We start from the raw sequence: 20,341 nt of genomic DNA on the forward strand, positions 1-20,341 counted from the left end.
CATCGTGCTCACCGAAGCAGATCTCGCCGCCTACGTGCAGCGCGTCCGCTACCAGTGGATCGACGTCGACAAGGTGTTCGGTGCGCAGTGCTGGGACCAGTGGTCGCACTACGCGACGAACTTCCTCGGCGTTCCGTCGTGGCCGACCTACACGAACGCCGGCGGCATCCAACCCCACAGCGGGTTCGCCTGCAACGTGTGGCACAACTTCGAGCGCTCGGGCCTCGGGCAGTGGTTCGAGAAGATCCCTGCCGGTCAAGCGCTCCGCCCGGGCGACGTCGTGATCTGGGAGCTCGGGTCGGCCTGGTACCCGCTCTCGCACATCGCGACCCTGCTCGAGGTGCTCGCGAACGGAATGCTGCGCTGCCTCACCCAGAACCCGGGCGCGGTGCAGATCGCGGATCTCATCCCGCGGGGTGTGCTCGGCGCGCTCCGCCCGAAGGCGCTCACCGTGGGCGCCTTCCACACCTCCAAGACGCCGGCGCTCGCCGCGTCGCAGAAACTCGCAGCGTTCCACCGCGCTCGCCGCCTCCGGAAAGGACGCAACACCATGTTCATCGTGCTCGAGAAGAACGCCCGCCAGGACGGGTCGCCTGCCTACGCCACCTTCACCGAAGGCGTCGAGGGCTCGTGGACCGAGATGGATACCAGCGACATGCAGGGCATGGCCGCCAACGCGCTCGCCACCCAGTACGGACAGCCGATGTCGTGCACCCTGCCGTTCTGGAAGCGCATGAAGCTGAAGCACTGCACCCCCGACGAGCGCGCGGCGCTCAAGAAGGCCGGCTGGTGAACACGATCGCGACCGCGCTCGCCGCAGCTGGGTTCGCGCTGCTCGTGCTCGCGGCGAGCGCGGTCGCGATCGTGTGGGCGCGCGAGCACGGCGCACAGCCTGCCCGCGCCGTGGCGGGGTGGGTGCGGGCGCGCTGGCTGCGCCTCGTCCCCGAACCTCGCTACGCGTCCACGGTGTACGCCTGCGCTTACGCCCTGTTCGTCGCGACGGGGGTGGTGACGCTCGCGTGGCCGCCGCAATCGCTCGAGGGCGTGTTCGGGGCCGGCGGCATGACCGTCGTTGGCCTGATGTTCCTCGTCGGTGGTGCGCTCGGCATGCTCGCGGGCTGGCGGGAATGGTGGGAGCTCGAGCGGTGGGCGATCGTCGCGATGGTCGCCGGTCTCGCCGCGTACGCGTACATCGTGATCGTGCTCCACTTCCAGTCCACCGGGTCGCGACTCACCCAGGCCGGTGTGATCCTCATCGCCTCCTGCGTGCTCGCGCTCCGTCTCGGGATGATCTGGCGGTACCCGTTCAAGCCGAGGGGGTAGCCGGTGGGAATCATCGACAGCCCCGACAAGCTCTGGTACACCCTCGCGGGCGCCCTCCTCGTGTGGCTCGGCCGCATCCTCGCCAACCGCATCCAACAGTCCACCGAGCAGCGCCGCCAGCAAGTCGACGCGCACGCCGCGGCGCTCACTGAGAACCGCAAACTCAAGGAGAGCCTGCACGCCCACCGCGTCGAGATGCTCAAGACCGGCACCTGGACCCAAGACACCCTGCCCCCCTTCATGAAGGAGTAACCCCATGACCACCCAGACCAAGACCGATCGCAAGAACCAGGACCGGCGCACGATCATGGCCGCCCTGATCGCCGTGCTCGTCGCCCGCCTCGTCGCACAGATCCCCGCGCTCGCCGCCGCGCTCGCGTGGGTCGACGGCGTGATCGCGGAGGCCGGCATCGTGTCGGTGCCGGCACTCGCGCTGCTGCAGGCGCTCGTGATCGCGCTCGTGATCCTCGCCTACCAGAGGCTCGCGCAGTGGCTCGGCGATCGCTGGCCGGCCGTTGAACGCATCATGCTCGGATCCGACGCCCGCCCGCACTACGTGCCCCGCTACGCCGCCGACTGACCCATCAACGAACTGCGCCCCCGCTGCTCCTCACGGAGCAGCGGGGGCGCCTATCTGTTTGAGTAGCGATTAGATGCGCTGTTCGTTTTGGTATGGAAGCAGCTTGTGGTAGTTAATAGGTGTACTGTTTCGAGCGGGTCAGGTGGGTCAGGGTGGCATTTGTTTCCGTCAGGCCAGTCGGAATCCGCTCCATGAGAGAGATATCCACGGGCCTTCGTGCTTCGAACCATTGGCATGATCCGGCGATTCTTGAGTATCATGATGAGTTGCGAGCTCTGATCCGGCGTGACTTGGACACAGACCTTCCGGAGGCCGACTACGTGGACGCGATCGGCGCGATCAGTGACTTCTGCCAGGCTGCCAAAGCTGGGCGTCTCCGAGTAGGAGATACCCCCCGATTTCCGGTGCGAGTTGTTGGCAGTGACATCCTCGAGATGAGGCCCTTGTTCGACCCTCCCTCTAAGAGTAGTCGTCTGGTACGCATGTACTATGCTGAGCCAACAGACGACGAAGATTGTCTGTTAGCTCTTCATCTGGCAACAAAAGCAAATGGGGAGAGTGGTGTTGCCGAGCAGCAGATTCAGATTGAGCGCGCTACCCAACGCGCCAACGCATGGTCAGTTCAGTTCACGTTGGAGAAGAGGAGGCCCTAGATGGACAACTTAATTCTCGATCTGCTGGGGGAGTCGTCGGTTGACCGCTCTTCCATCGAACTCGCCGCCAAAAACCACCGTTCCCAGCGTCACCTGATCGAAGGGCTTGCGAACGCTCTTAAGGTTGCTGGAGTCTCGATTTCTTCTGTTGCAGAGAAGATGGGTGAGTCGGAATACCTGGTCTGCCAATGGCTGGATGGAGATCGAGACCTGACTCTCTCGCAGTTACGCAAGTTTGCCAACTCCATTGATGCCTTCGTGGATTACAGGGTGACTTCGCTTTCGGAATCCGCGGACCGGAAATTCAAGACCATGACTTCCTCGCATGCCTCGAATAATTGGGTGGAATGGGAGCCGGGCCCCGATCATAGGCCGGCTGAGATGATCGGTGGTCTGGGGTGAGTGACACTTCCGGACGTCACGTCGAACTCCGGAGGATCGAAGTGTTCCATTCGGACGTGGAGGAGTCAGAAGAAGTTCGGTTCGGTCTTGAATGGCATCTCGACGTGATTGCTTACACCGATTCGGGAAACATCATCGTCAGTTCTTATCTGCGGGTAGTGGAGAAGGAAGGGTTCGCCCAGACGCTTAGCCAGGCTGTCCTTCTGTCCGAAAAGATGGGGTGGGACCTAGACGACTGGCCTGAGGAAAGATTCCGGGATTGGGTGAGAGTTCATGTTGCGGAGGATCTGTACGACCTTTCGCGACGTGCGATCCAAAGTCAGGCAGCTCAGATGGACTTTCAGTTCAATCTAGAATTGTCATCGCCGGATGACGTTGAAGTGCACGAGGTGCGCTTCGAGAGTCAGGATTCATCGGAGTAGTAGCTGCAATCCACTCGCCAGGACACCCTGTGTGATTAACGCCAAACCGTACCTTCCGAGGGCTATGTGGCGTTGATCTCTCATGGCATCTGGTCTAACGCTCTGCGCCCCGCTGCTCTTATGTTCTAGTGGGGTGTTTGCTTGGTTCGAGCGCGGGAGTTACCTGCGCGCGAAAGGTCGATATGGTTTCCTCATGTTCCCTCAGGGCTCGATAGCCAGTGTCGCGGATGCGGCAATTGTCGCCACATTCTTCCAAGATTTTCTGGCGTGGTTTACCGCAATAGCGGCATTATTATCAGCCTTCGCGACCGTCGTCGCCTCTGCGGTAGCTGCTGCAGTGGCGTGGTTGGGGTTCAAACTAAGTAAGCAGACCCACGAACTGCAGCGGGAAGTCCAGGAGCAACGACGGGAGAGAGAAGTTCAAGCTGAGAATCTTCGACTTGAACAAGAGCAGAGGGTGCAAGAACGGCGCGAGAACGGGATGCGCGCCATGGAAGCAAGGCGCCAAGAAAGCGAACTCGAGGGTGACTCCATTGCCGGGCCGCATGCGTGGTTCGTGATGGAAGCTCTTGACTCAAGCGGCACGAGATTCTCGCTTAGAAACACTGGTGACCGTGACGCCGCAAATCTGGGGCTGAGTGACGCTTCACAGGGGTGTGAGGGAGAGTGGCGTTTTTACCCCGATGCTCACGTGACTGGCCTGGCTGCCGGAGAAAGCGTGGAGGTGCTTGTGCCGTCATGGGACGACGGCCGATTGGGGCAGATGGCGAAGCTTTCCTGGGGAGAGCGGGATCAACCGCATTTCCCTGACTCGGCGTATCGCGAGCAGTTCCTGCTTATCGAACGACCATCCGAAGCATAGGTCACGGTTGGGGTTCTTGGAGCCAGTGTTGCTCATTCCGTCTCTCTTCAGTGGAGTACTGGCGCCTCAGTAGCACTGGCAGTGAGCGCGTGTGAGATCTCCTCGCTCTCGAGCTGAACGCGCTCGACGAGTTCGGCGTCGCCGGGCTGCTCGGGATCAAGCCAGTCGTCGTGCTCGTCGCGTGGGAGAACGAGCGGCATCCGCGGCCAGTACTCGGCCGCTTCGCTGCCGGTGGGGGCGTCGCGGGTGACCATAGAGTACGTGGTGAGTTCACCGTCGTCGGTGGTGACGGTGGAGGTGACCGCGGCGATCCCGAACTGCTCGCCGTCTGGCAGCGCGAAGCGCCCTTTCTTCTCGACGTACCAGCTCGCCGGCAGCAGCGCGCGGCGCTGGAACGGCTTCTTCCACGAGCGCAACAGCCGGTCGTCGCGAGAGTTGAACGCGGAGAACTTCACCGGCCCGCTGCCGTCAAGCCAGAGCCACCACCACCCGAACACGAGCTCACGATCACCGTCCTCGGCCGCGCGGATGATGGGGTTCAGGTTGCGGGCCTTCGATCCGGTGATCGCGGCCCTGCCGTCGCGGCCCTGTGCCCACTCCGCGATCGCGCGCTCGGACTCGCGCTGGTCCAGTGGGCGGAGCGGATTGCGCGGTTCCTCCCCGTCGTGGAGGTAGCCGCCAAGTCCGTAGCTGTTGCACATGCGCACAGGCTACGCCGCCGCGCCGCCCGCGGACACCCCCTCGCGCCCCACGAGGGCGATGGGCTACTCCGAGCGCGACTCCTGATCCGCGGCAGCGCTCGCCGCCGCGATGATGCGGCTCACCTGCATGCGGGAGAGGCGCACGGCCGCGGCGATCGCTGTCTGGGGGATCTTGGCGGCGTGGGCGTCGAGGATCGCGGCGTCGCGGGCGGCGTGGGCCTGCTCGAGGCGGTCGGCGGCGGCTGTGAGGGCGCGGGCGTGGTTGGTCATCGTCGGCCTCGGATCGCGTAGATGAGCGCGGCCACAGCAATCACCGCGGCGGCGATGGAGATGATGAGGGTGAGGGTGAGGGTCTGCATGAGGGGCTCCTGGTGGACGTAGGATGGAGGGGTAGGGCCCCGAGTATCTAACGGCTACTCGGGGCCCTTCTCTGTCAGTCGCGGTTGCGCCGGTTGCGCTTCGCGGTCTGCCAGAGGATGAGGGCGGTGATGAGGTTGACCAGTGCGGTGAAGAACCCGATGATCTCCATGTTTCCCTCCCTCTCTGTCGGGGTATCTCCCCGACGTCTCTAGTGTAACATCATGTGGCACAATTGTGCAACATGATGTTACGCGGCGGGGGTCGATCCGATCACGACAGGCTGCGCTTCTCGACGGGTTTGTGTCGCTGGTCCCAGGACCGCCACGTCACCGCAGCCGCCATTTGCACGCTCGGGAAGTACCCGACAAGGGCGCGCTGGTCGGGGTTTTCGTCGCCGGTCACCGAGCGCCAGAGCAGCGCGGACGGGCGCCCGATTCGCACCCGGCGGATGATCGCGACCCGGATCGCCCCGTCGTACATCCACGCCTCATCATCGCTGACGCGCGTCAGCGTCATCATCGGGGTCCACGGCATTCCTCCCATGCGAGGGAGAGTAGGGGGAGCCGCCGACATTCTCAGCGATTCGTCGCTGACGCGCTGCGGCTCAGTCCATCTCCCAAGGCCAATCGTCGCCCTGCCGCAGCATCTTCGGCCACATCCGGTTCGGGTCACGCTGCCCGCGCCATGCGACGAGCTCGGCGACGGGGTCGCCGGGGTTGCGGTCGAGTCCGAAGCCGAACTCGGGCCAGCCCATGAGCGCGCCGCTACCGCGTGGCCGAAGGTTCCGAGTGCCCTCACCAGATCCTTTCGCTGCGTGCGCTTCCATCAGCAGCGCGACGCCGCGTTCGCGCAGTGAGTCGAGCGCCTCGAGGACGGGCGCGGCGTCGTCTTCGTTCGTGATCGCGCCGTGTGTGATCTTGTAGAGGGGCCCGATGTAGAGCAGATCAGGGCGGTGCTGGTCGATCAGGCGGTGGATCTCGGACAGGTGCGAGCCGCGGGTCACGTTGATGCGGTGCCCGGTCGCGATCATGACCTCTTCGGCTGGATCGACAGGGCCAAGCTCGCGGGCTCGACGTGAGATGTAGCGAACCATGCGCCGCCACTGCCGCTCCGTGTTCTCCGCGTCGATGACGAGCACACGCGCCGGCTGCATCAGCGACGGCGTGCGGACCTCCCGTCCGTTCTTGATCTCGACTTCTCGGCGGAACGGGTGCAGGCCCGCGGCCGACATGATGCAGAGCTGCCGCGCGAGGGTCGTCTTCCCCGCTCCTTCGCCGCCTGTGAGGATGAGCCGGTCTTGTCGCTCGAGTAGGTCGGGGATCACCCAATCGTAGGTGTCGTTCCCGTCGAGAACTTCGCGCAGCGTCTTCACCTTGATCTTGCCCGACGTCGCGCCGTCGATCGCGCTGTCGAGACGGTTCTTCGCTGTCGTCAGTACATCGGACGCGTCGATGCCGCCATCCTGCGACTCCTCCGAGAGGTACTCGGCAACTTCCCGAGCGACTCGACGTAGCGCGGCCGACCGCACGGCGCGCGCGTAGTCACCGGCCGCGCCCGAGTACACGTCGGCACCGTTCCACTCCATCAGGTCCGCGAAGCTCAGCCCACGCACGTCCCACTCGGGGAACCGGTCAGCGACTCCGATCGGGTCGACCGCCTCACTCCGGCTGATCATGAGCAGCACCTGCTCGAAGATAATCCCCAGACGGTCGTCGGTGAAGTCGGCTCGACTCACGAGCCCCTCGGTCAGCGAGTGCATCTTCGGGTTCCCGATCACCGCAGCGAGCAGGTGCTGCTCGGCCTTCGTCCCTGCCATCGCCTACTCTCCGATCTGCGCACTGAGCGCGTCGGCCATGCGGTCACCGACAGGCCAGGGTCGACCGTCTCCGGTGCACTCACGATCGAGCGCTCTCCACTCGGCGACGAGCGACTCGGCATCCGCGGCCGGCTTCGCACGACGCTCCCAGAAGTCGGCGCGATCCTGCTGCAGGGCCAGCGCTCGCCGCAGGCTCTCGATCTCAGCGATCGACGCCAGGCCCGAACAGTCATGCTCGGCCGTCGTCGCCTTGTATGCCGCTTCGGTCACCTGCTCGATGAGCTGAGGGACCAGGACACCCTGCACCGGCTCATCGCCGGGCTTCCACCATTCAGCCTGCGACGCGAACGCGGCATCCGTCACCGCCTCCGGTACGTACTCTGGGTGAGCTGAGTCGCGCGCGCGGGCAGCTTCACGGCCGATCACTCGCTCGAGCTCGTAGGCGAGCAGCGTTGCGAGCGCTGAGTAGTGCCCGGCACGCTCCGGCGGGTCTGCTGGTCCGGGCTCACGGACTGCCCTGATCAGGTCGGATGCTGTGCTGCTCACCGCGTGCCTCCTTCGGGTCGTGCGAGCTTCGCGAGCGCCGCCAGTGTCGTCTCATCGATGTGCGTCGCGATGCGCGCGCCGCGGCGCGCTCGCCGCCGCTGCCGCACGCGCTTCACCCGGTCTGCCTCCTGCGCACGCTCCGCCGCGGTGCGCAGCTGTGCAGCCACCTGCGCCGGGCTCGGGATCTCTGGTGACATCAGTTCGTTCCTTCCTCGGCGGCGTTCGCCGCCTTCTCCTGTTCGCGTTTCCATCTGGCGAGCGTGGCCCGAACCGAGGCCACGTTCTGGGGAGTGATGCCGAGCTCGCGCGCGATCTCGCGGCCGGTGAGGCCCTTCGCAGCGAGAGCTTCCACGGCGGACCCGTGTTCGGCCGTAAGACTGCGTCGCGGCCTCGATTCGTCTGGCCTGCTGCTCGCGAGCGCGATCTCCCAGCAGCGCTCTCCCGTCATGCCGACCGGTCGTATGCCGGCGAGTGCTTCATCGAGGTTCACGGTGCCCGCCTCCCTCAGTGTCGGGGTCGTCACGCATCCACTTCGGCACCTCGTCGCGGGCATTCCTCTGTGGCGCGGCAGGCAGCGATCCGGGGAGCTCATCGGTCCACCGTTCGCCGTTCAGCCAGACCACCAGCGCCGGCACGAACTGCCGCTCGGTCGTCGCGGCGTAAGCAGCACCGAACCGCTTGATTTCGGCGACGAGGGATGCCGCGTCCATCTTCTTCGCGAGCAGCTTGAACTTCGCGAGCGACTTCTTCTTCTCGGTCTTCTTCGGCCACGCCGCGTACGCCTCATCGAACAGGCGCTGCACTTCCGCGGCGCTAACTCCGGGAGCGGAAGACGGAGCATCCGGTTCGCTCGCCGCCGGCTGCTCGGCGGCCCCGTGGTCTTCCACGAGCGGAGCGGTGTCGAGCATCGTCTGCAGCGCGGGATGCGACCACGGGTTCACGAGGCTCTGGGGATCCTTGCTCTTCGGGAAGCCGGCCGGGTTGTTCTCCCGCAGCTTCTGCACCTCGTGCGCGATGCGGCGCTGCAGCGTGGGGGAGTAGACCCCTGCGAACGCGGCACCGATCGCAGGCCACAGATTCGGGTTCTGCAGCAGCCCGTCATGCTTCATGAACGAACGGATCAGGATCTCTTCAGTGGCGTTGTCCACGAACACGAACCGGCGCTCCTCGAGCTTCGCCGCCCACCTCCTGATGCTCGCCGCCGTCTCGCCCTCGGCGAGAGCAGCGAGCCGCCCAGGCCGCCACTCGGCGACACCAACACGAGACAGCGACTCGTGCGTGAGCAGTGCGAAGTAGAGCCACTGAGCGCCGCTGGGGAGCTGCTTCCAGTCAACCGACCCCCAGATGTCGGTCTTGATGCTCGCGTAGTTGCGCGCCACGTCATACTCCTCTGTCACGGTGTTTCTCTACTTCCTCCGGGGTGAGCCCGGTGTGATCAGCAACCTCCTCAACGCTCATGCCCGCTCGAAGCGATGCCAGAACGATGTGTCGGGTGCTGCGCTCGAGACGAGCCCGCTTCTCGCGGGTGATCTCGCAGGACTCGACAGCGCGCACCCGCTTCCGCTCGATGGTCGTCACGGCTCCTCACCGGCCTTCGGCTTCACCACGAAACCTTCTTCGGGGGTGACGCGGGCGAGTTCCGTCATCGCGTCGTTGACCTCAACAGCCAGATGCTCTGACTCGGTGAGGCAGCCCGGGCACACCGTCGCAACGATCTGCCCGTCATCGAGCCCCAGCACCCACTCGGGCGCGAGATCCGAGGTGGTGCTGGTGCCGCAGCGATCGCAGCACACCAGCACCGGCTCAGGCTCCTCCACCTTCGGGAACCCGACATGCCGCCCGAACGCATCGACCCCGTAGGTCGTCGTCGCCAGGTTGATCTCAGCCTCGGCGTTCTCCTCCGGTGTCTGACAAGACGGGCACAGATGGCCGATGACGCGGCCCTGCTTAACGGTCGCGTTCCATCCCACCGCTGCAATAACGCTGACGCGCTCGCCGCAGCGGGAGCACTTGACCTTCGCCTTCCGACGCTCCTTGCGGTTCATCAGGAGGCATCCTTCCCGGGCGTGAAGATGCCGGCCTCGTAGGCGGCCTGGTAGTTGTCCATGCCGTGCGTCCGCATCAGCTTCGCGACCGCGAGATAAGGGCCTCGGTGGTGAAGATGGAAGGGTCGTTCGAAGTCCTCGGGGCGCGCCTGGCGAAGTGGCACGAACATCCCTTCGCCGATCCCGTTCCGGTACGAGACGATTCCTTCAGGGACCCCGTCCGAGTTGGTCTCCGGGTCGAAGAGATGCGCCGCCGTCTTGTCGATGATGCGCTCCATCGACTCTTCGACCTGATCCTTCAGATACGACCGTCTGATCTCCTCCAAGTGATCCTCGGATGCGAGGGCGTCGATCAGTGCGATGCACTTGTCCTCCCGGTCTGTTGCGGGAAGCGAGGGGTTCTGGGCGTCGACCTGAGCGGCGCACGCGATGATGAGTTCCTTCGCGCTCATGGTCGCTGCGCGCTCGCGGGTCAGGATGGGGAGAAGGCTCACGGGGTGCTCCTTTCGAGCTGGTTCAGGTTGTCGCAGTGCTGCTGCACAGTGCGGAATGCTGTTGCGAAACGTTCGATGGCGGCGAGCCCTGTGGCTCCCGCGAGTTCACTGAACTCGGGCGGGTCTGCGAACGCTGCCCAGTGCCCGGATGCCTCATCACGGTAGCCGGCCACGTACCAGATGTGCGGCTTCGAGTCGCTGTCCCCGATGCCGAGAGCGAAGCAGAGATCGTCTTTCTGGCCGTCGCAATAGCGGTGCTCGCCGTCGACGCAGCCGGGAACATCGCACGTGCGCGACTCGAACGTGGGATCAGGCCTCTCGGTACCGGCTGCGGCATCGGTTTCGGTTAGCGAATCTCTGCCTGCGATCCGCGCAGCGTACATCGTTGCGAGGGCGTGGAGCGACTGCAGAGATCCCGGGTGCGTGCCATTCTCGAGCTCGGTCACGTACTCGACCGAGTAGTCTCCGAGCTGCGCGGCTTCCTCGATCGTCAGGCCGGCCTTCAGCCGAAGAGGCCCGAGTACGAAACCGACACCGGCCTGCTTCTTCGCGGTGCTCATGCTGCGCTCCTCTCTTCGCGCTGAGTGTTGAGCTTGTCGGCTTGCTGCTGCAGCCAGTCGAAGTCGTTCGCTGCGTCTCGCAGCACCTTGAGGCCCGCGGGCCCTTCAGGGATCTCATCGGCGAAGGATACGTACGGGCGCCAACCGCACGGCTCTTCGAAGTTGGACAGACTGATCTCGTAGTGCTCTGCCTCGATGCCCACGGAGCTGTGCATGCCGTCGAACTCGCCGCCGCGGTACTCGTGGTACTCGGTGACGCACCCAGGAAGCGCGCACGGGCGAAGCTCGGTGGTGTGGCGGTCCTTGTCGGATACTTCCCACCACATGCGGCTCACCCAGTTCTTGAGGTTGTCCCTCCGCCGCCACAGATCCGAGTTGAAAGCTCCTGCTTTCGCATTGCGGACGAGGCGCTGCGCCGTCGACAGGTCACTACTGGATGCGCCGGCGTAGAGGTAGACCCTGAACTCCTGTTGCACCTCGGGATCCGCGACGACCGCGAACGCGAGACGGAACATGCGACCTTCATGCGAGCGCGACACCTTCACCTTCTGCTTTTCGGCGTCGACGAAGATGATGCGGGACGGCAGCTCCGCGAGGGTCGATGCGGCCCACAGCTTGGTTGCCTCCGAGGCGGACCAGTCGGGCTTGAACACGTTCAGATCGCGGTCGACCTCGACCGGACGATCCAGGGTTTTGGTGCTCACTTGCTCAACCCCTCTCCGACCGTTGCCGCCACGGTCAGCAGCGCGGCTGCGGCCTGCTTGAGGATGTGGACCGACGCTCCGTAGAAGTCGACCGGGTGCTCGTTCACGATCAACGTGATGTCGTTGCCGTCCTCGTTGAGGAGGCGAACCGTGCCAGCCGGGGACTGAATTGGCCTGGTTTGAGTTCCGATCTTTATACAAGGATGGAACTACGATGCCAAGCAAATATGACCCTGAACTTCGCCAGCGCGCACTTCGGATGCTCGCCGAAGCCCGTCCCGAGCACGAGTCGCTGACCGCGGCCTGCCGACACGTCGGTGGGCTCCTCGGAGTGAGCCCGGAGACGCTGCGCGTGTGGCAGCGCCGCTACGACATCGATACCGGCGCGAAGCCTGGCACCTCGATCGATATGGCCCAGGAGAACCGGCGGTTACGCCGCGAGGTGAGCGAGCTCCGTAAGGCCAACGAGGTACTCAAAGCCGCGAGCGTGTTTTTCGCGAAGGAACTCGACCGGCCACGAACGAAATGATCAGATTCATCGACGAGTACCGTGATCGTTTCGGGGTCGAGTTCCTCTGTCGTACGCTGCGTGCGGCAGTTCGTGGGTTCCTCACCTCCCGCGGATACCGGGCCGCGAAAGCCCGGTCGGCCTCAGCCAGGCAGCTGCGCGACGAGTTGCTCCTCCCTGAGATCCGGCGGCTCCACGCGAAGCACTATGGCGTGTACGGGCGCCGGAAGATGCATGCCCTGCTGAAGCGTGAGGGGTGGAAGATCGGCCGCGACCAGACCGAGCGTCTGATGCGGCTCGCCGGCGTGCGCGGGGTACGGAAATCAAAGCGCGTGTTCACCACACGCCCTAACAAAACGGCGGCACTGCCTGCCGATCTCGTCAACCGGAGATTCGCCGCTGACGGGCCGCGCAAGCTCTGGGTGTGCGACGTGACCTACGTCGCCACCTGGTCTGGGTTCGCCTATGTCGCGTTCGTCACTGACGTGTACTCGCGCAGAATCGTGGGCTGGAATGTCGCTGCGACGCTGAAATCTGAGGTTCTGCCGATGCAGGCACTCGATATGGCTGCGTGGCAATCGGGCGGCAGGCTCGATGGCCTGATCCATCACGCCGATCACGGGTCGAATTACACCGCCATGGTCTATACGGATCGCATTGCGGAACTCGGAGCAGTGCCCTCGACCGGGACGGTCGGCGACAGTTTTGACAATGCCATGGCTGAGGCGGTCAACAACCTCTACAAGACCGAACTGATCCGACAGCAGGGCCCCTGGCGGACGGTTGAGCAGGTCGAACTCGCGACCCTCGAATACGTGTGGTGGTGGAACCATGAGCGCCTTCACGGGGAGCTCGATATGCGTACCCCGATCGAGGTCGAGCAGGCCTACTATGCTGAGGCCGAGGAACTTCTGTCACCGACAGGTTGACAGGAAAACCGGTCGGAACTCAAACCAGGCCAATTCAGACTCACGATTGGAGGTCACCTGAATGGCGACCATGTGGTTCGCCCATGCGGTGATCTCTCCGACGCGGATCTCCTCTGACTCGAAGTCGACGTGGATCTCGGGCCAGAAGACACTCGTCTCCCAGGATGTCGCCCACGACGGGCCGGCGATCGGGGGCGTCGGCAGCTGGATGCATTTCTCGAAGTAGCGGTGTCCAGCCGTCTCCGGGTTCTCCTCAACGTCGCGGAGGAAGCTGCTGCGCGCGTACTCGGGAGAGCTCTCGTCCTTGCTGCAGGCGCGAATGAACTCGGCTACGCGAGGGTCGTTCGGATCGGTGATAGGGAGCGCGTGCGTCTCGTGCAGGCGGCGCACCTCGCTGCACCATGTCTCGACAGCGGTTGCGGTCGTCTCGGCTTCTGCGATGATGGCCATGTTCTTCTTCCTCGTTCTAGCTGTGGTGGGGGACAGGCCCGGGTGCGAGTACCAGTCGCACCCGGGCTTCTTCGTCTATCGGTAGGAGGGACGCATCGCGTCCCGGATCTCCTTGCGCGTGATCCGAGCGCGGAGCTCCTCATCGCGCTGCTGATCCTCAGCGTCCTCGACCGTGCGGGCGATCGAGCCGTCACGTGACCCGAAGGCCCGAGCGACCGCCCATGCGACGCCGTCGGGCTCTACTCCGCCGGACCGGACCACGATGCGGTCGCTTCTGCTCTCAAGTCGTTCGCGAGCTTCGGCATGAGGCTGACCACCTCCGCGATGTCGACCGGGCTGACTCCCTCCTGACCTTCGGTCAGCGTCTGCGTGGAGAGAATGCGCACGATCCCGACGCCGAGCGCGGCGACCTGCTCTCCGCTGAGACTGACCGAAGTGGAGCTGTCGCCGCTCATGACCGTCGCGAGGAACCGGCTGTCGCAGCCGGTGTACTCCACGAAGATTTGCTCATCGCAGTCACCGACCTTCGCGAGATGGGCGTGCAGCTCAGCGCGCCGCTTCTCAGCCTGCTGTCGAGCCCAGGTGAGGAACTCGCCGCGCGGCCCGTCGTGACGAGGGCGGTAGGTGAAGACGTAGCCGGGCACGTCTGGGAACTCGATGCGCTCGATGATCGGCGTACCGTCGTCGTAGGTGCGGGCCGCACGGAACGCCTCGGCGTTCTCGTAGAGGGGCAGCCCGTCGCTCCCGTACCGCATGCCGGGGACATGCTTCGCGAGGGCCTCGATCGCCTGCTGCTGCAGATCATCGAACGCCCACTCTTCGCCTTCGTTGAGCACGACGTCACGGCCCGAGATGGAGTCGGTGGCGAAGCCGAGCCGCTCCTTCGTGAGCCAGGCGAGATCCTTCAGGTCATCGAGCGGGGTCGAAATGCTGGCGGTGGTGTTCATGGGGTGTTCCCTTCGAAATTGGTGGAGTGGGGTCGGCGGCTCTTGGTGAGCCATGCGATGACGTCGGACTTGAGGTAGTAGACGCGGCGGGTCTGCTCGTCGCGGGTATAGGTCGGCCCGATCTTCCGATAGCGCCAGTCCTGCAGGGTCCGCGGTTCCACGTCGGGCAGCTGGTCGGAGAGCATCTCGGGCGTCATGATCGGTGGCATCGAGGCGAAGTCATCGACCCCAAGCGCCACGGCTACGGTCGAGAGCGGGGTGGGCATCGTCACTCCTCCCGCGGCACGGCCCGCCACACGTGGGCGCGACGACCCGAGCTCGTCTTGCGGAAGAGGTTCTCGATCGACTCGACATGCCCGAGGCTGACGAGCTCAGCGCGGGCGGAGCGCAGCCGCTGCGGCGAGAAGATCCCGAACGTGTAGCGGCCCTGCGCGTCGACCTCATGGAACGCGACCAACTCGTGATCAGCCATCGGGCCGAACACCCGGAGCGTCTGCAGCACGTAGTCGCGGGAGTGCACGACCTGCACCGAGCGGCCGGCGTCTACGCTCGTCGTCGGATCCGTCGAGCGAGAGCGGGGCATGTCCCCGTCGAGCGCCATGCTGCTCATGCTGCCGCGTCCAGTGCGAGCATGGTCCCGTTCTCGCGGATCTCGAAGAGAGCTTGCGACACCTCGGGCAGCGGGACAATGCCGTGGCGCTCGCAGTACTGCACGAGCTCGAGCTCTGCGCGTCCGGGGCGAACGCGCGTGTCGTAGCGCTTCTTCCCATCGCCGGCGTAGTCCTTCTCCTTCTCGGTACGGATGAAGAACGAGAAGCCATCGGTGAGCACCTGCTGGTGATCGCGGGAACTCTTCGGCTTGCCGTGCTTGTCGGTGCCGCCCTGCCCGCGTCCGTCCTTGATGAGGCGCTGCGAGTAGAACAGATCCCAGATCCGTCGCTCCTGACGCGGACGGAAGTACTTGCTGATCCACTCGCGCACGACCAGCCCGTCCTGCTGCTCTACGGCACTGAGCAGCTTCTGTGCCAGGTCCGCCCGTGCGCCCTCTGCGATCGCCTGCCGTTCGGCCTCGATGCGGGCCAACTCGGACTCCTTGGCGAGTTCGATCAGCTCGAGCCGCGACAACTCCCGCGGCGCGCTCGTCGCAGCGAGCGCCTGGCGCATCGCGTAGAACTGCTTCACCAGCTCGACCTTGAACGCCTTCACGATGGTGGTGTTCTTCATGAAAGTCATCAGGAGCGTTGCCTGGTGCTCGTTCAGCACCGCGTAGCGGACGTCTCCTCCTCCGTGCTGGCCTGTCGATCTTGCCCGCATTTCAAATGCGACCAAGCCGAAGGCCTCGAAGTCAGCCTGATGGGTGCGGATGAGTTGCAGAACGGCTCGGTGCTCGTTCTGGGTGCGTTCGGCGATGATCTCGGATGAGATCGTGAGTTCGCCGTCTCGCTGGTGTACGATGTTGCTAGACATTGATCTTCCAATCAGTTGTTCTGGCCCGGTGTTCCCGCACCGGGCATTTTCTTTGTGGGGGTCATCGGCTGGGCTTCCGCAGCCTTATGAGTCGGACCGTGCAGATGCCGCCGATCGCGATCAGCAGCCAGTCGAGGAAGCCGATCATCACGCTGCTGCCTTCGACTCTCGGAGGATCTCGGCAGCAATGAACGCAGCGACCTTGCCGATGTAGATGGCAGAGGGCGAGTGCTCACCACGCTCGACCTTCGACAGATAGCTGATCGACGTTTCAGCACCCTCAGCGACTTGCGCGAGAGTCATCCCCGCGGTGGTTCGGAGGCCGCGCAGGACCTCACCACCAGCAGTAGCGTTTTTCTGTTCCATGACAAATATGGAACCACAAGATTTGTCGCGAGGCAACGCGAAATGACAAAAATGTAATTCTAAAATCATGCGTTATGACAAATTGATGCCCAATAAACCTAAGCATCACTTGGCATGTTAGGATCGTGACATGTCAAAAAAGAAATCTTCGCGCGTGGACAACGACAAGCGTGTCGAGACAGCGCGTCAGGTGAAAACCCTTCGTGTTGAGATGGGCATGACTCAGCAGGAACTCGCGGATGCCGCTGGCGTCACCCGCCAGTCGGTTTCTAATCTGGAACTCGGCGTCACTACCCCGCAGCGAGGCACGGTCGAGAAGATCTTCGCTGTGCTCGGGATTAACCCGACGAGGCTGGGGCTTTCGGACGAGACCATGATGTGGATCGGCATGCTCGGTGGAATACTCGATGCGCTCCCAGAAGACAGGCGTGCGAGGGCGGGCAAGGCCGCCGTCGATGCCGCGACAGCAGAGCTCGTCGATATGGCTAAGAGTGGTGAAGGCGTCGCTGCCCGGTTTGCTGCGACGGGTCCTGATGCTGATGAGCGTTCTCCGCGAGGAGATCTGATTGTCGGACGCTTCCGGCAGAATGCAGATCCCGGGGAAGAAGCACCCGCCGAGGATGCCGAGAACGAGTGGAGCACAGCGGATGACGCTCCCGAGTTCGACCCGATGAAGATGGCTGCGAAGCGCGGTCGGAGGAAGGCAGACGACCTGCCGCACGCAGAGTGAGGAGCGGTGGATGAAGCGGAGAGTGACCCGCGCAGCAAAGAGGCTGGGCGTCACCCTGCAGGCGGCACACCTGCCGCCGGGGATCCTCGGGTTCTACGACAGGGAGAAAGCGATCGTCTACTTCGAGATCTCGCTATCACCGGATGAGCGGTGGTCCGTGGTCGGTCACGAACTCGGCCACGTCTACTACGGGCACGGGTGTGACAACCCGAAGCACGAGGACCAGGCCGACGCGTTCGCCGCATGGCTGCTGATCGACCCTGAGAGGTACGCGCTCGCCGAGAGCGTCTCGACCGATGTCGAGTACCTCGCCGACGAGCTCGACGTCGCCGAGTGGGTCATCGTCGCGTTCAAGAAACACGTGCTGCAACGGCTCGGCCTTCGCACCTACGTGCGCTCGCCGCAGCACCTCGTTGCATAGGGGTAGACCCTTCGCGAGCCCCTGGGGGCACCCCCTCCGACACCCCCTGTCCGGGAGGGTCTAAACAGGGGGAGGGGGGAGTGGCTCTCCCCCTTATACCTAGTACCTATACCAATAGATATAACCCTCGATCTTCGATCGCGGGGAGCATGAATCGAGTCGAAGATGGCAAGAGCATGGGTGGTCGATCTCTGGGTCAAGGACCACGTCACGGAGACCGCTGACGGTACCGTGGTGAAGGTGAGCCCGACCGGTGCGCAGCTGAAGTCGATCTCGAAGCTGCCCGAGCAGTTCCGCACCGCGAAGTTCGGTCGCGGGAAGCGATGGAAGCTCGCATGGTACGAGTCCGTCGACGGGGTGAAGCGGCAGCGGTCGAAGCTGTTCGACTCGAAGCGAGACGCCGAGGAACTGCAGGCCAGCCTCGAGGAAGATATCCGCGTCGGACGCTACCTGCAGCCGGCGAACGCCGATCGCCTCGTCCGAGATGTCGCGAAGCTCTGGCTGCGCTCCAAGCGCCGCGTGAAGTCGAGCACCGCGTTCAATTACTCGAAGATCGTGAACGCCTACATCGTGCCGCAGTGGGGCGACTGGAAGATCGGCCGTATCGACCGCGAAGCCGTCGAGCTCTGGGTATCGGCGCTGCAAGAGGGAGCCGCCCCGGTCAAGTTCGATGAGACCTACGCAAAGTCTCCGCGCGCGCTTGGGCCGAGCTCGATCAAGAACATCGTCCGCACCGTGCTCGGCTCCATCTTCAACTTCGCGATCTCACAGAAGTGGGTCGCCGACAACCCGGTGCGCTACGTCGAACTGCCCAGGGTGCCGCGCACGCCCGTGAAGGAGACGCTGACACACGAGCAGGTCGACGCGATGGCGCTCGCCGCACAGGAGATCACGGGCGAGTTGCGCGACTACGTGGCGGTCCAGCTGCTCACGTACGCCGCACCGCGCATCAACGAGCTGTTCGCTCTGCAGGTGATGCACCTTCGGTTCGACGACCTCGAGATCGACATCGAGCAGACGTGGACGCGCGCCGAGAGCGGCGGCCGGGAGACCGGCCCGCCAAAGAACGGCGACAGCCGAGTCGTGCCGATGCCCGAGCATGTGGTCGCCGACTTGAAGAAGCTCGTGAAAGGGCTCCCGGCGACGGCCTACGTGTTCCGCGCGAACGGCTCCTCCGAGGCGCTCTGGGACCGCAACTGGCACAACCGGGTTTGGACTCCGGCTGCGAAGAAGTCGAAGCTCATCGGGCGGTTCTCGAAGTTCTCGCCACACGTGCTCCGCCACACCGGAATCACTTTCGCGATCGCCGCCGGCGCGGACATCAAGGTGATCCAGGCGATGGCCGGTCACCGCTCCATCGAAGAGACGATGGGCACCTACGGGAAGCTGATGCCGAACCGCATGAGCGAGGTGCGTGAGCGCATGGCGGAGCACCGTGCGAGCGCCCTGCGCCCGCGCCTGCGAGTGGTCGGCGGGACACGATTGGGACACGATGACAAACAGTGATCGGCCGTTTTCGCCGGTCGTGGCCCGTCGTGGCCTCTCCGCAACTTCCTCATCATCTCAACGATCTGCGACGCAGACGGAGTTCGACTGTATCTCGTCCGTCGTCGCCCGTCACCCCTCATGGCACCGCCGCGACTTCTCGTCGGTCATGCAGATGGTCGCCACCCGCTACGATCTCATCACCGAGCCCGAGCTCGTGCACGAGGCGCGGCGCGTGCTCACCGAGTCCGTGCAGAAGTAGCCCGCGACCTCGTCGCCTGCTCTTCCGCTGAGTCGGCCCGTTCGTATCGAGTCGGCCCGGAATTCGCGCGAATCGGCGGCCGACTCGATACGATTCGGCCGACTCGATACGATTCGGCCGGCTCGGTGAGTGCGCCGAGCAGCCGGCGAGACTCAGCTCACAGGTCGAGGTCTGCATGGGGGAGTGCGCGCTCCATCCACAGTCGGGCGCGCAGGGGCTCTCCGCGCCGCAGGAGCCTGCCAGGCTGAGGGCATGACGCCCGCGCACGACTTCGCCTCGATCGCGGCAGCAGTGCGCTCGAGAGACGAACTGCTGCAGTGCGATTGGACGGCACGTCGGATCGCGCGAGCGGTCGAGGACGGTGCGCTGGCGCGGATCGCCGCGGCGAAGTACCTCGACGGCGCAGTGTGGCGCGGGCTCTGGCCCGACCAGCGGCTGCTCGCGCGAGTGATCGCGGTCTCCGGAAACCGCGATCTCAGGGGGTACTTCTGGCGGGAGTCGGCGGCCGTCCTGCACGGGCTGCGCCTGTATCGTCCGCCGCATGATCGAGCTCACCTGCTGCTGCCCGGCGGCGCGACCGCCAGGAGCAGCACCTTCATCACACGCAGCATCGATCAGGTGGCGGAGGGGGAGGTCGGGCTGCTGCGGGGCATCCCGGCCACGAGTCTCGCGAGAACGGTGCTGGACCTCGCCCGGCTCGCACCGCCCGAACTGGCGCTCGGAGCGCTCGACCACGCGCTGCATCTGCGATTCGGCAGGCACCGGGGCATTCCGAACTCGCCCGGCGTCGTGGAGCGGCTGGAGCGGCTGCGCGGGGACGCGCTCTCGATTCCCCACAGGCGCGGGGTTCGGCGAGCACTGCGCGTCATCGATCTCGCCGATGCGGGAGCCGAATCGGCGCTGGAGAGCCTCGGCCGACTCCGTTTCGCGCAGCTCGGCTATCGGGTCAGCACTCAAGCGCCGGTGACCCACTCCGACGGCCGCCTGAGCTACTTCGACCTCGAGCTCGACGACCTCGACATCCTGTGCGAGATCGACGGCCGATCGAAGTACCTCGACGCCGACCTGCGCAAGGGGAAGACGGCCGAGGAGGTGGTCATCGCGGAGAAGCGGCGCGAGGATCGAGCCCGGGGGCTCACACCGAAGCGAGTGATCAGGCTGATGCACGATGATCTGCGCACGCCCGACAGCTTTCGCGCGGCGGTGCGCCACTTCGGGATTCCGTCGCCGCCCGCGGCCCGCTCGCTCGTGCTCTTCCGCTGAGCCGGCCCATTCGTATCGAGTCGGCCCGGAGTTCGCGCGAATCGT

31 protein-coding genes are annotated in these 20,341 nt (G+C 64.6%); 12 read left to right on the forward strand and 19 right to left on the reverse strand.

Features of this window, described 5'->3' with window-relative positions; translation table 11 throughout:
• The first annotated feature begins 4 nt into the window (after positions 1–4).
• The 7 genes from Leucomu_RS05780 to Leucomu_RS05810 all read left to right on the forward strand — a co-directional run bounded on the left by Leucomu_RS05780 (position 5) and on the right by Leucomu_RS05810 (position 4,242).
• Entirely contained in the window at positions 5–793 is a 789-nt protein-coding gene (locus tag Leucomu_RS05780; protein WP_128386625.1) for a hypothetical protein, read from the forward strand.
• Positions 790–1,323 (forward strand): hypothetical protein, encoded by a 534-nt coding sequence (locus tag Leucomu_RS05785; protein WP_128386626.1) that lies wholly within the window; start codon positions 790–792, stop codon positions 1,321–1,323. The genes Leucomu_RS05780 and Leucomu_RS05785 overlap by 4 nt, the downstream gene beginning before the upstream one ends.
• 3 nt (positions 1,324–1,326) lie before the next feature.
• Positions 1,327–1,575, forward strand: coding sequence for a hypothetical protein (locus tag Leucomu_RS05790; protein WP_017883455.1), 249 nt, complete (start codon positions 1,327–1,329; stop codon positions 1,573–1,575).
• A gap of 4 nt (positions 1,576–1,579) precedes the next feature.
• Entirely contained in the window at positions 1,580–1,903 is a 324-nt protein-coding gene (locus Leucomu_RS05795) for a hypothetical protein (RefSeq protein ID WP_128386627.1), read from the forward strand.
• A 653-nt stretch (positions 1,904–2,556) separates the two neighbouring features.
• Positions 2,557–2,958 (forward strand): hypothetical protein, encoded by a 402-nt coding sequence (locus Leucomu_RS05800; RefSeq protein ID WP_128386628.1) that lies wholly within the window; start codon positions 2,557–2,559, stop codon positions 2,956–2,958.
• 41 nt (positions 2,959–2,999) lie between these two features.
• Entirely contained in the window at positions 3,000–3,380 is a 381-nt protein-coding gene (locus Leucomu_RS05805; protein WP_017883453.1) for a hypothetical protein, read from the forward strand.
• 133 nt (positions 3,381–3,513) lie between these two features.
• Positions 3,514–4,242 carry a hypothetical protein gene (locus Leucomu_RS05810; RefSeq protein ID WP_128386629.1) on the forward strand — a complete coding sequence of 243 codons (729 nt, stop codon included), beginning with the start codon at positions 3,514–3,516 and terminating at the stop codon, positions 4,240–4,242.
• A gap of 47 nt (positions 4,243–4,289) precedes the next feature.
• On the opposite strand, the gene Leucomu_RS05815 is transcribed toward Leucomu_RS05810, so the two are convergent.
• The 13 genes from Leucomu_RS05815 to Leucomu_RS05870 all read right to left on the reverse strand — a co-directional run bounded on the left by Leucomu_RS05815 (position 4,290) and on the right by Leucomu_RS05870 (position 11,468).
• Complete coding sequence (locus tag Leucomu_RS05815) at positions 4,290–4,943, reverse strand: SOS response-associated peptidase family protein (RefSeq protein ID WP_128386630.1); 654 nt, start codon at positions 4,941–4,943, stop codon at positions 4,290–4,292.
• A 63-nt stretch (positions 4,944–5,006) separates the two neighbouring features.
• The gene (locus tag Leucomu_RS05820) at positions 5,007–5,213 is read right to left on the reverse strand and encodes a hypothetical protein (protein WP_128386390.1); all 207 of its coding nucleotides are present in this window, start codon (positions 5,211–5,213) and stop codon (positions 5,007–5,009) included.
• Between the two features lie 360 nt (positions 5,214–5,573).
• Positions 5,574–5,819, reverse strand: coding sequence for a hypothetical protein (locus Leucomu_RS05825; protein ID WP_128386631.1), 246 nt, complete (start codon positions 5,817–5,819; stop codon positions 5,574–5,576).
• Between the two features lie 88 nt (positions 5,820–5,907).
• The gene (locus Leucomu_RS05830) at positions 5,908–7,119 is read right to left on the reverse strand and encodes an AAA family ATPase (RefSeq protein WP_128386632.1); all 1,212 of its coding nucleotides are present in this window, start codon (positions 7,117–7,119) and stop codon (positions 5,908–5,910) included.
• A 3-nt stretch (positions 7,120–7,122) separates the two neighbouring features.
• Entirely contained in the window at positions 7,123–7,665 is a 543-nt protein-coding gene (locus tag Leucomu_RS05835) for a hypothetical protein (RefSeq protein WP_128386633.1), read from the reverse strand.
• Positions 7,662–7,862 (reverse strand): hypothetical protein, encoded by a 201-nt coding sequence (locus Leucomu_RS05840; protein WP_128386634.1) that lies wholly within the window; start codon positions 7,860–7,862, stop codon positions 7,662–7,664. Before Leucomu_RS05840 ends, Leucomu_RS05835 begins: the two co-directional genes overlap by 4 nt.
• Positions 7,862–8,017 carry a hypothetical protein gene (locus tag Leucomu_RS15165; RefSeq protein WP_164884516.1) on the reverse strand — a complete coding sequence of 52 codons (156 nt, stop codon included), beginning with the start codon at positions 8,015–8,017 and terminating at the stop codon, positions 7,862–7,864. The genes Leucomu_RS05840 and Leucomu_RS15165 overlap by 1 nt, the downstream gene beginning before the upstream one ends.
• A 124-nt stretch (positions 8,018–8,141) precedes the next feature.
• The gene (locus tag Leucomu_RS05845; RefSeq protein WP_128386635.1) at positions 8,142–9,062 is read right to left on the reverse strand and encodes a hypothetical protein; all 921 of its coding nucleotides are present in this window, start codon (positions 9,060–9,062) and stop codon (positions 8,142–8,144) included.
• Positions 9,046–9,243 carry a hypothetical protein gene (locus Leucomu_RS05850; protein WP_128386636.1) on the reverse strand — a complete coding sequence of 66 codons (198 nt, stop codon included), beginning with the start codon at positions 9,241–9,243 and terminating at the stop codon, positions 9,046–9,048. Before Leucomu_RS05850 ends, Leucomu_RS05845 begins: the two co-directional genes overlap by 17 nt.
• Positions 9,240–9,710, reverse strand: a complete 471-nt coding sequence (locus tag Leucomu_RS15265) for a hypothetical protein (RefSeq protein WP_194294572.1) — start codon at positions 9,708–9,710, stop codon at positions 9,240–9,242. The genes Leucomu_RS05850 and Leucomu_RS15265 overlap by 4 nt, the downstream gene beginning before the upstream one ends.
• Positions 9,710–10,204 carry a hypothetical protein gene (locus tag Leucomu_RS05860; protein ID WP_128386637.1) on the reverse strand — a complete coding sequence of 165 codons (495 nt, stop codon included), beginning with the start codon at positions 10,202–10,204 and terminating at the stop codon, positions 9,710–9,712. The genes Leucomu_RS15265 and Leucomu_RS05860 overlap by 1 nt, the downstream gene beginning before the upstream one ends.
• Positions 10,201–10,764, reverse strand: coding sequence for a helix-turn-helix domain-containing protein (locus Leucomu_RS05865; protein ID WP_128386638.1), 564 nt, complete (start codon positions 10,762–10,764; stop codon positions 10,201–10,203). Before Leucomu_RS05865 ends, Leucomu_RS05860 begins: the two co-directional genes overlap by 4 nt.
• The gene (locus tag Leucomu_RS05870; protein ID WP_128386639.1) at positions 10,761–11,468 is read right to left on the reverse strand and encodes a hypothetical protein; all 708 of its coding nucleotides are present in this window, start codon (positions 11,466–11,468) and stop codon (positions 10,761–10,763) included. Before Leucomu_RS05870 ends, Leucomu_RS05865 begins: the two co-directional genes overlap by 4 nt.
• 214 nt (positions 11,469–11,682) lie before the next feature.
• On the opposite strand from Leucomu_RS05870, the gene Leucomu_RS05875 reads away from it, so the two are divergent.
• Positions 11,683–12,905 (forward strand): IS3 family transposase gene (locus Leucomu_RS05875; RefSeq protein WP_128387728.1). Its coding sequence is split into 2 segments (ribosomal slippage): positions 11,683–11,968 and positions 11,968–12,905, totalling 1,224 coding nucleotides; the frame shifts between segments, so codons are not numbered across the junction.
• On the opposite strand, the gene Leucomu_RS05880 is transcribed toward Leucomu_RS05875, so the two are convergent.
• From Leucomu_RS05880 to Leucomu_RS05905, 6 genes are all read right to left on the reverse strand, one after another.
• Positions 12,891–13,355 (reverse strand): hypothetical protein, encoded by a 465-nt coding sequence (locus Leucomu_RS05880; protein ID WP_128386640.1) that lies wholly within the window; start codon positions 13,353–13,355, stop codon positions 12,891–12,893. The genes Leucomu_RS05875 and Leucomu_RS05880 overlap by 15 nt on opposite strands.
• Before the next feature lie 239 nt (positions 13,356–13,594).
• Positions 13,595–14,302, reverse strand: coding sequence for a hypothetical protein (locus Leucomu_RS05885; RefSeq protein ID WP_128386641.1), 708 nt, complete (start codon positions 14,300–14,302; stop codon positions 13,595–13,597).
• Positions 14,299–14,568: a hypothetical protein gene (locus tag Leucomu_RS05890; protein ID WP_128386642.1), complete on the reverse strand. Its 270-nt coding sequence runs from the start codon at positions 14,566–14,568 to the stop codon at positions 14,299–14,301. The genes Leucomu_RS05885 and Leucomu_RS05890 overlap by 4 nt, the downstream gene beginning before the upstream one ends.
• A gap of 2 nt (positions 14,569–14,570) precedes the next feature.
• Complete coding sequence (locus Leucomu_RS05895) at positions 14,571–14,903, reverse strand: hypothetical protein (RefSeq protein ID WP_128386643.1); 333 nt, start codon at positions 14,901–14,903, stop codon at positions 14,571–14,573.
• A 5-nt stretch (positions 14,904–14,908) separates the two neighbouring features.
• Complete coding sequence (locus Leucomu_RS05900; protein WP_128386644.1) at positions 14,909–15,769, reverse strand: Rha family transcriptional regulator; 861 nt, start codon at positions 15,767–15,769, stop codon at positions 14,909–14,911.
• Positions 15,770–15,916: 147 nt separating this feature from the next.
• Positions 15,917–16,135 carry a helix-turn-helix domain-containing protein gene (locus Leucomu_RS05905; protein WP_164884517.1) on the reverse strand — a complete coding sequence of 73 codons (219 nt, stop codon included), beginning with the start codon at positions 16,133–16,135 and terminating at the stop codon, positions 15,917–15,919.
• Positions 16,136–16,265: 130 nt separating this feature from the next.
• Here Leucomu_RS05905 and Leucomu_RS05910 point away from each other — a divergent pair, with 130 nt between their 5' ends.
• From Leucomu_RS05910 to Leucomu_RS05930, 4 genes are all read left to right on the forward strand, one after another.
• Positions 16,266–16,865 carry a helix-turn-helix transcriptional regulator gene (locus tag Leucomu_RS05910; RefSeq protein ID WP_128386646.1) on the forward strand — a complete coding sequence of 200 codons (600 nt, stop codon included), beginning with the start codon at positions 16,266–16,268 and terminating at the stop codon, positions 16,863–16,865.
• A gap of 10 nt (positions 16,866–16,875) precedes the next feature.
• Positions 16,876–17,286 carry an ImmA/IrrE family metallo-endopeptidase gene (locus Leucomu_RS05915; RefSeq protein ID WP_128386647.1) on the forward strand — a complete coding sequence of 137 codons (411 nt, stop codon included), beginning with the start codon at positions 16,876–16,878 and terminating at the stop codon, positions 17,284–17,286.
• A 165-nt stretch (positions 17,287–17,451) separates the two neighbouring features.
• On the forward strand, positions 17,452–18,792 hold the full coding sequence (locus Leucomu_RS05920) for a tyrosine-type recombinase/integrase (RefSeq protein WP_128386648.1): 1,341 nt from the start codon (positions 17,452–17,454) through the stop codon (positions 18,790–18,792).
• 493 nt (positions 18,793–19,285) lie between these two features.
• Positions 19,286–20,296: a hypothetical protein gene (locus tag Leucomu_RS05930; protein ID WP_128386650.1), complete on the forward strand. Its 1,011-nt coding sequence runs from the start codon at positions 19,286–19,288 to the stop codon at positions 20,294–20,296.
• Positions 20,297–20,341 lie beyond the last annotated feature (45 nt).

The organism is Leucobacter muris (genome assembly GCF_004028235.1).
Taxonomy (GTDB): Bacteria; Actinomycetota; Actinomycetes; order Actinomycetales; family Microbacteriaceae; genus Leucobacter; species Leucobacter muris.

What these genes read in the sequence shown, in the direction of transcription:
- Leucomu_RS05895 (WP_128386643.1), bottom strand. Translation starts at nt 14,903, where the DNA reads ATGGCGCTCGACGGGGACATGCCCCGCTCTCGCTCGACGGATCCGACG.
- Leucomu_RS05910 (WP_128386646.1), top strand. Translation starts at nt 16,266, where the DNA reads ATGTCAAAAAAGAAATCTTCGCGCGTGGACAACGACAAGCGTGTCGAG.
- Leucomu_RS05820 (WP_128386390.1), bottom strand. Translation starts at nt 5,213, where the DNA reads ATGACCAACCACGCCCGCGCCCTCACAGCCGCCGCCGACCGCCTCGAG.
- Leucomu_RS05865 (WP_128386638.1), bottom strand. Translation starts at nt 10,764, where the DNA reads ATGAGCACCGCGAAGAAGCAGGCCGGTGTCGGTTTCGTACTCGGGCCT.
- Leucomu_RS05840 (WP_128386634.1), bottom strand. Translation starts at nt 7,862, where the DNA reads ATGTCACCAGAGATCCCGAGCCCGGCGCAGGTGGCTGCACAGCTGCGC.
- Leucomu_RS05825 (WP_128386631.1), bottom strand. Translation starts at nt 5,819, where the DNA reads ATGACGCTGACGCGCGTCAGCGATGATGAGGCGTGGATGTACGACGGG.
- Leucomu_RS05920 (WP_128386648.1), top strand. Translation starts at nt 17,452, where the DNA reads ATGGCAAGAGCATGGGTGGTCGATCTCTGGGTCAAGGACCACGTCACG.
- Leucomu_RS05930 (WP_128386650.1), top strand. Translation starts at nt 19,286, where the DNA reads ATGACGCCCGCGCACGACTTCGCCTCGATCGCGGCAGCAGTGCGCTCG.
- Leucomu_RS05795 (WP_128386627.1), top strand. Translation starts at nt 1,580, where the DNA reads ATGACCACCCAGACCAAGACCGATCGCAAGAACCAGGACCGGCGCACG.
- Leucomu_RS05890 (WP_128386642.1), bottom strand. Translation starts at nt 14,568, where the DNA reads ATGCCCACCCCGCTCTCGACCGTAGCCGTGGCGCTTGGGGTCGATGAC.
- Leucomu_RS05885 (WP_128386641.1), bottom strand. Translation starts at nt 14,302, where the DNA reads ATGAACACCACCGCCAGCATTTCGACCCCGCTCGATGACCTGAAGGAT.
- Leucomu_RS05915 (WP_128386647.1), top strand. Translation starts at nt 16,876, where the DNA reads ATGAAGCGGAGAGTGACCCGCGCAGCAAAGAGGCTGGGCGTCACCCTG.
- Leucomu_RS05900 (WP_128386644.1), bottom strand. Translation starts at nt 15,769, where the DNA reads ATGTCTAGCAACATCGTACACCAGCGAGACGGCGAACTCACGATCTCA.
- Leucomu_RS15265 (WP_194294572.1), bottom strand. Translation starts at nt 9,710, where the DNA reads ATGAACCGCAAGGAGCGTCGGAAGGCGAAGGTCAAGTGCTCCCGCTGC.
- Leucomu_RS05800 (WP_128386628.1), top strand. Translation starts at nt 2,557, where the DNA reads ATGGACAACTTAATTCTCGATCTGCTGGGGGAGTCGTCGGTTGACCGC.
- Leucomu_RS05815 (WP_128386630.1), bottom strand. Translation starts at nt 4,943, where the DNA reads ATGTGCAACAGCTACGGACTTGGCGGCTACCTCCACGACGGGGAGGAA.
- Leucomu_RS05830 (WP_128386632.1), bottom strand. Translation starts at nt 7,119, where the DNA reads ATGGCAGGGACGAAGGCCGAGCAGCACCTGCTCGCTGCGGTGATCGGG.
- Leucomu_RS05905 (WP_164884517.1), bottom strand. Translation starts at nt 16,135, where the DNA reads ATGGAACAGAAAAACGCTACTGCTGGTGGTGAGGTCCTGCGCGGCCTC.
- Leucomu_RS05880 (WP_128386640.1), bottom strand. Translation starts at nt 13,355, where the DNA reads ATGGCCATCATCGCAGAAGCCGAGACGACCGCAACCGCTGTCGAGACA.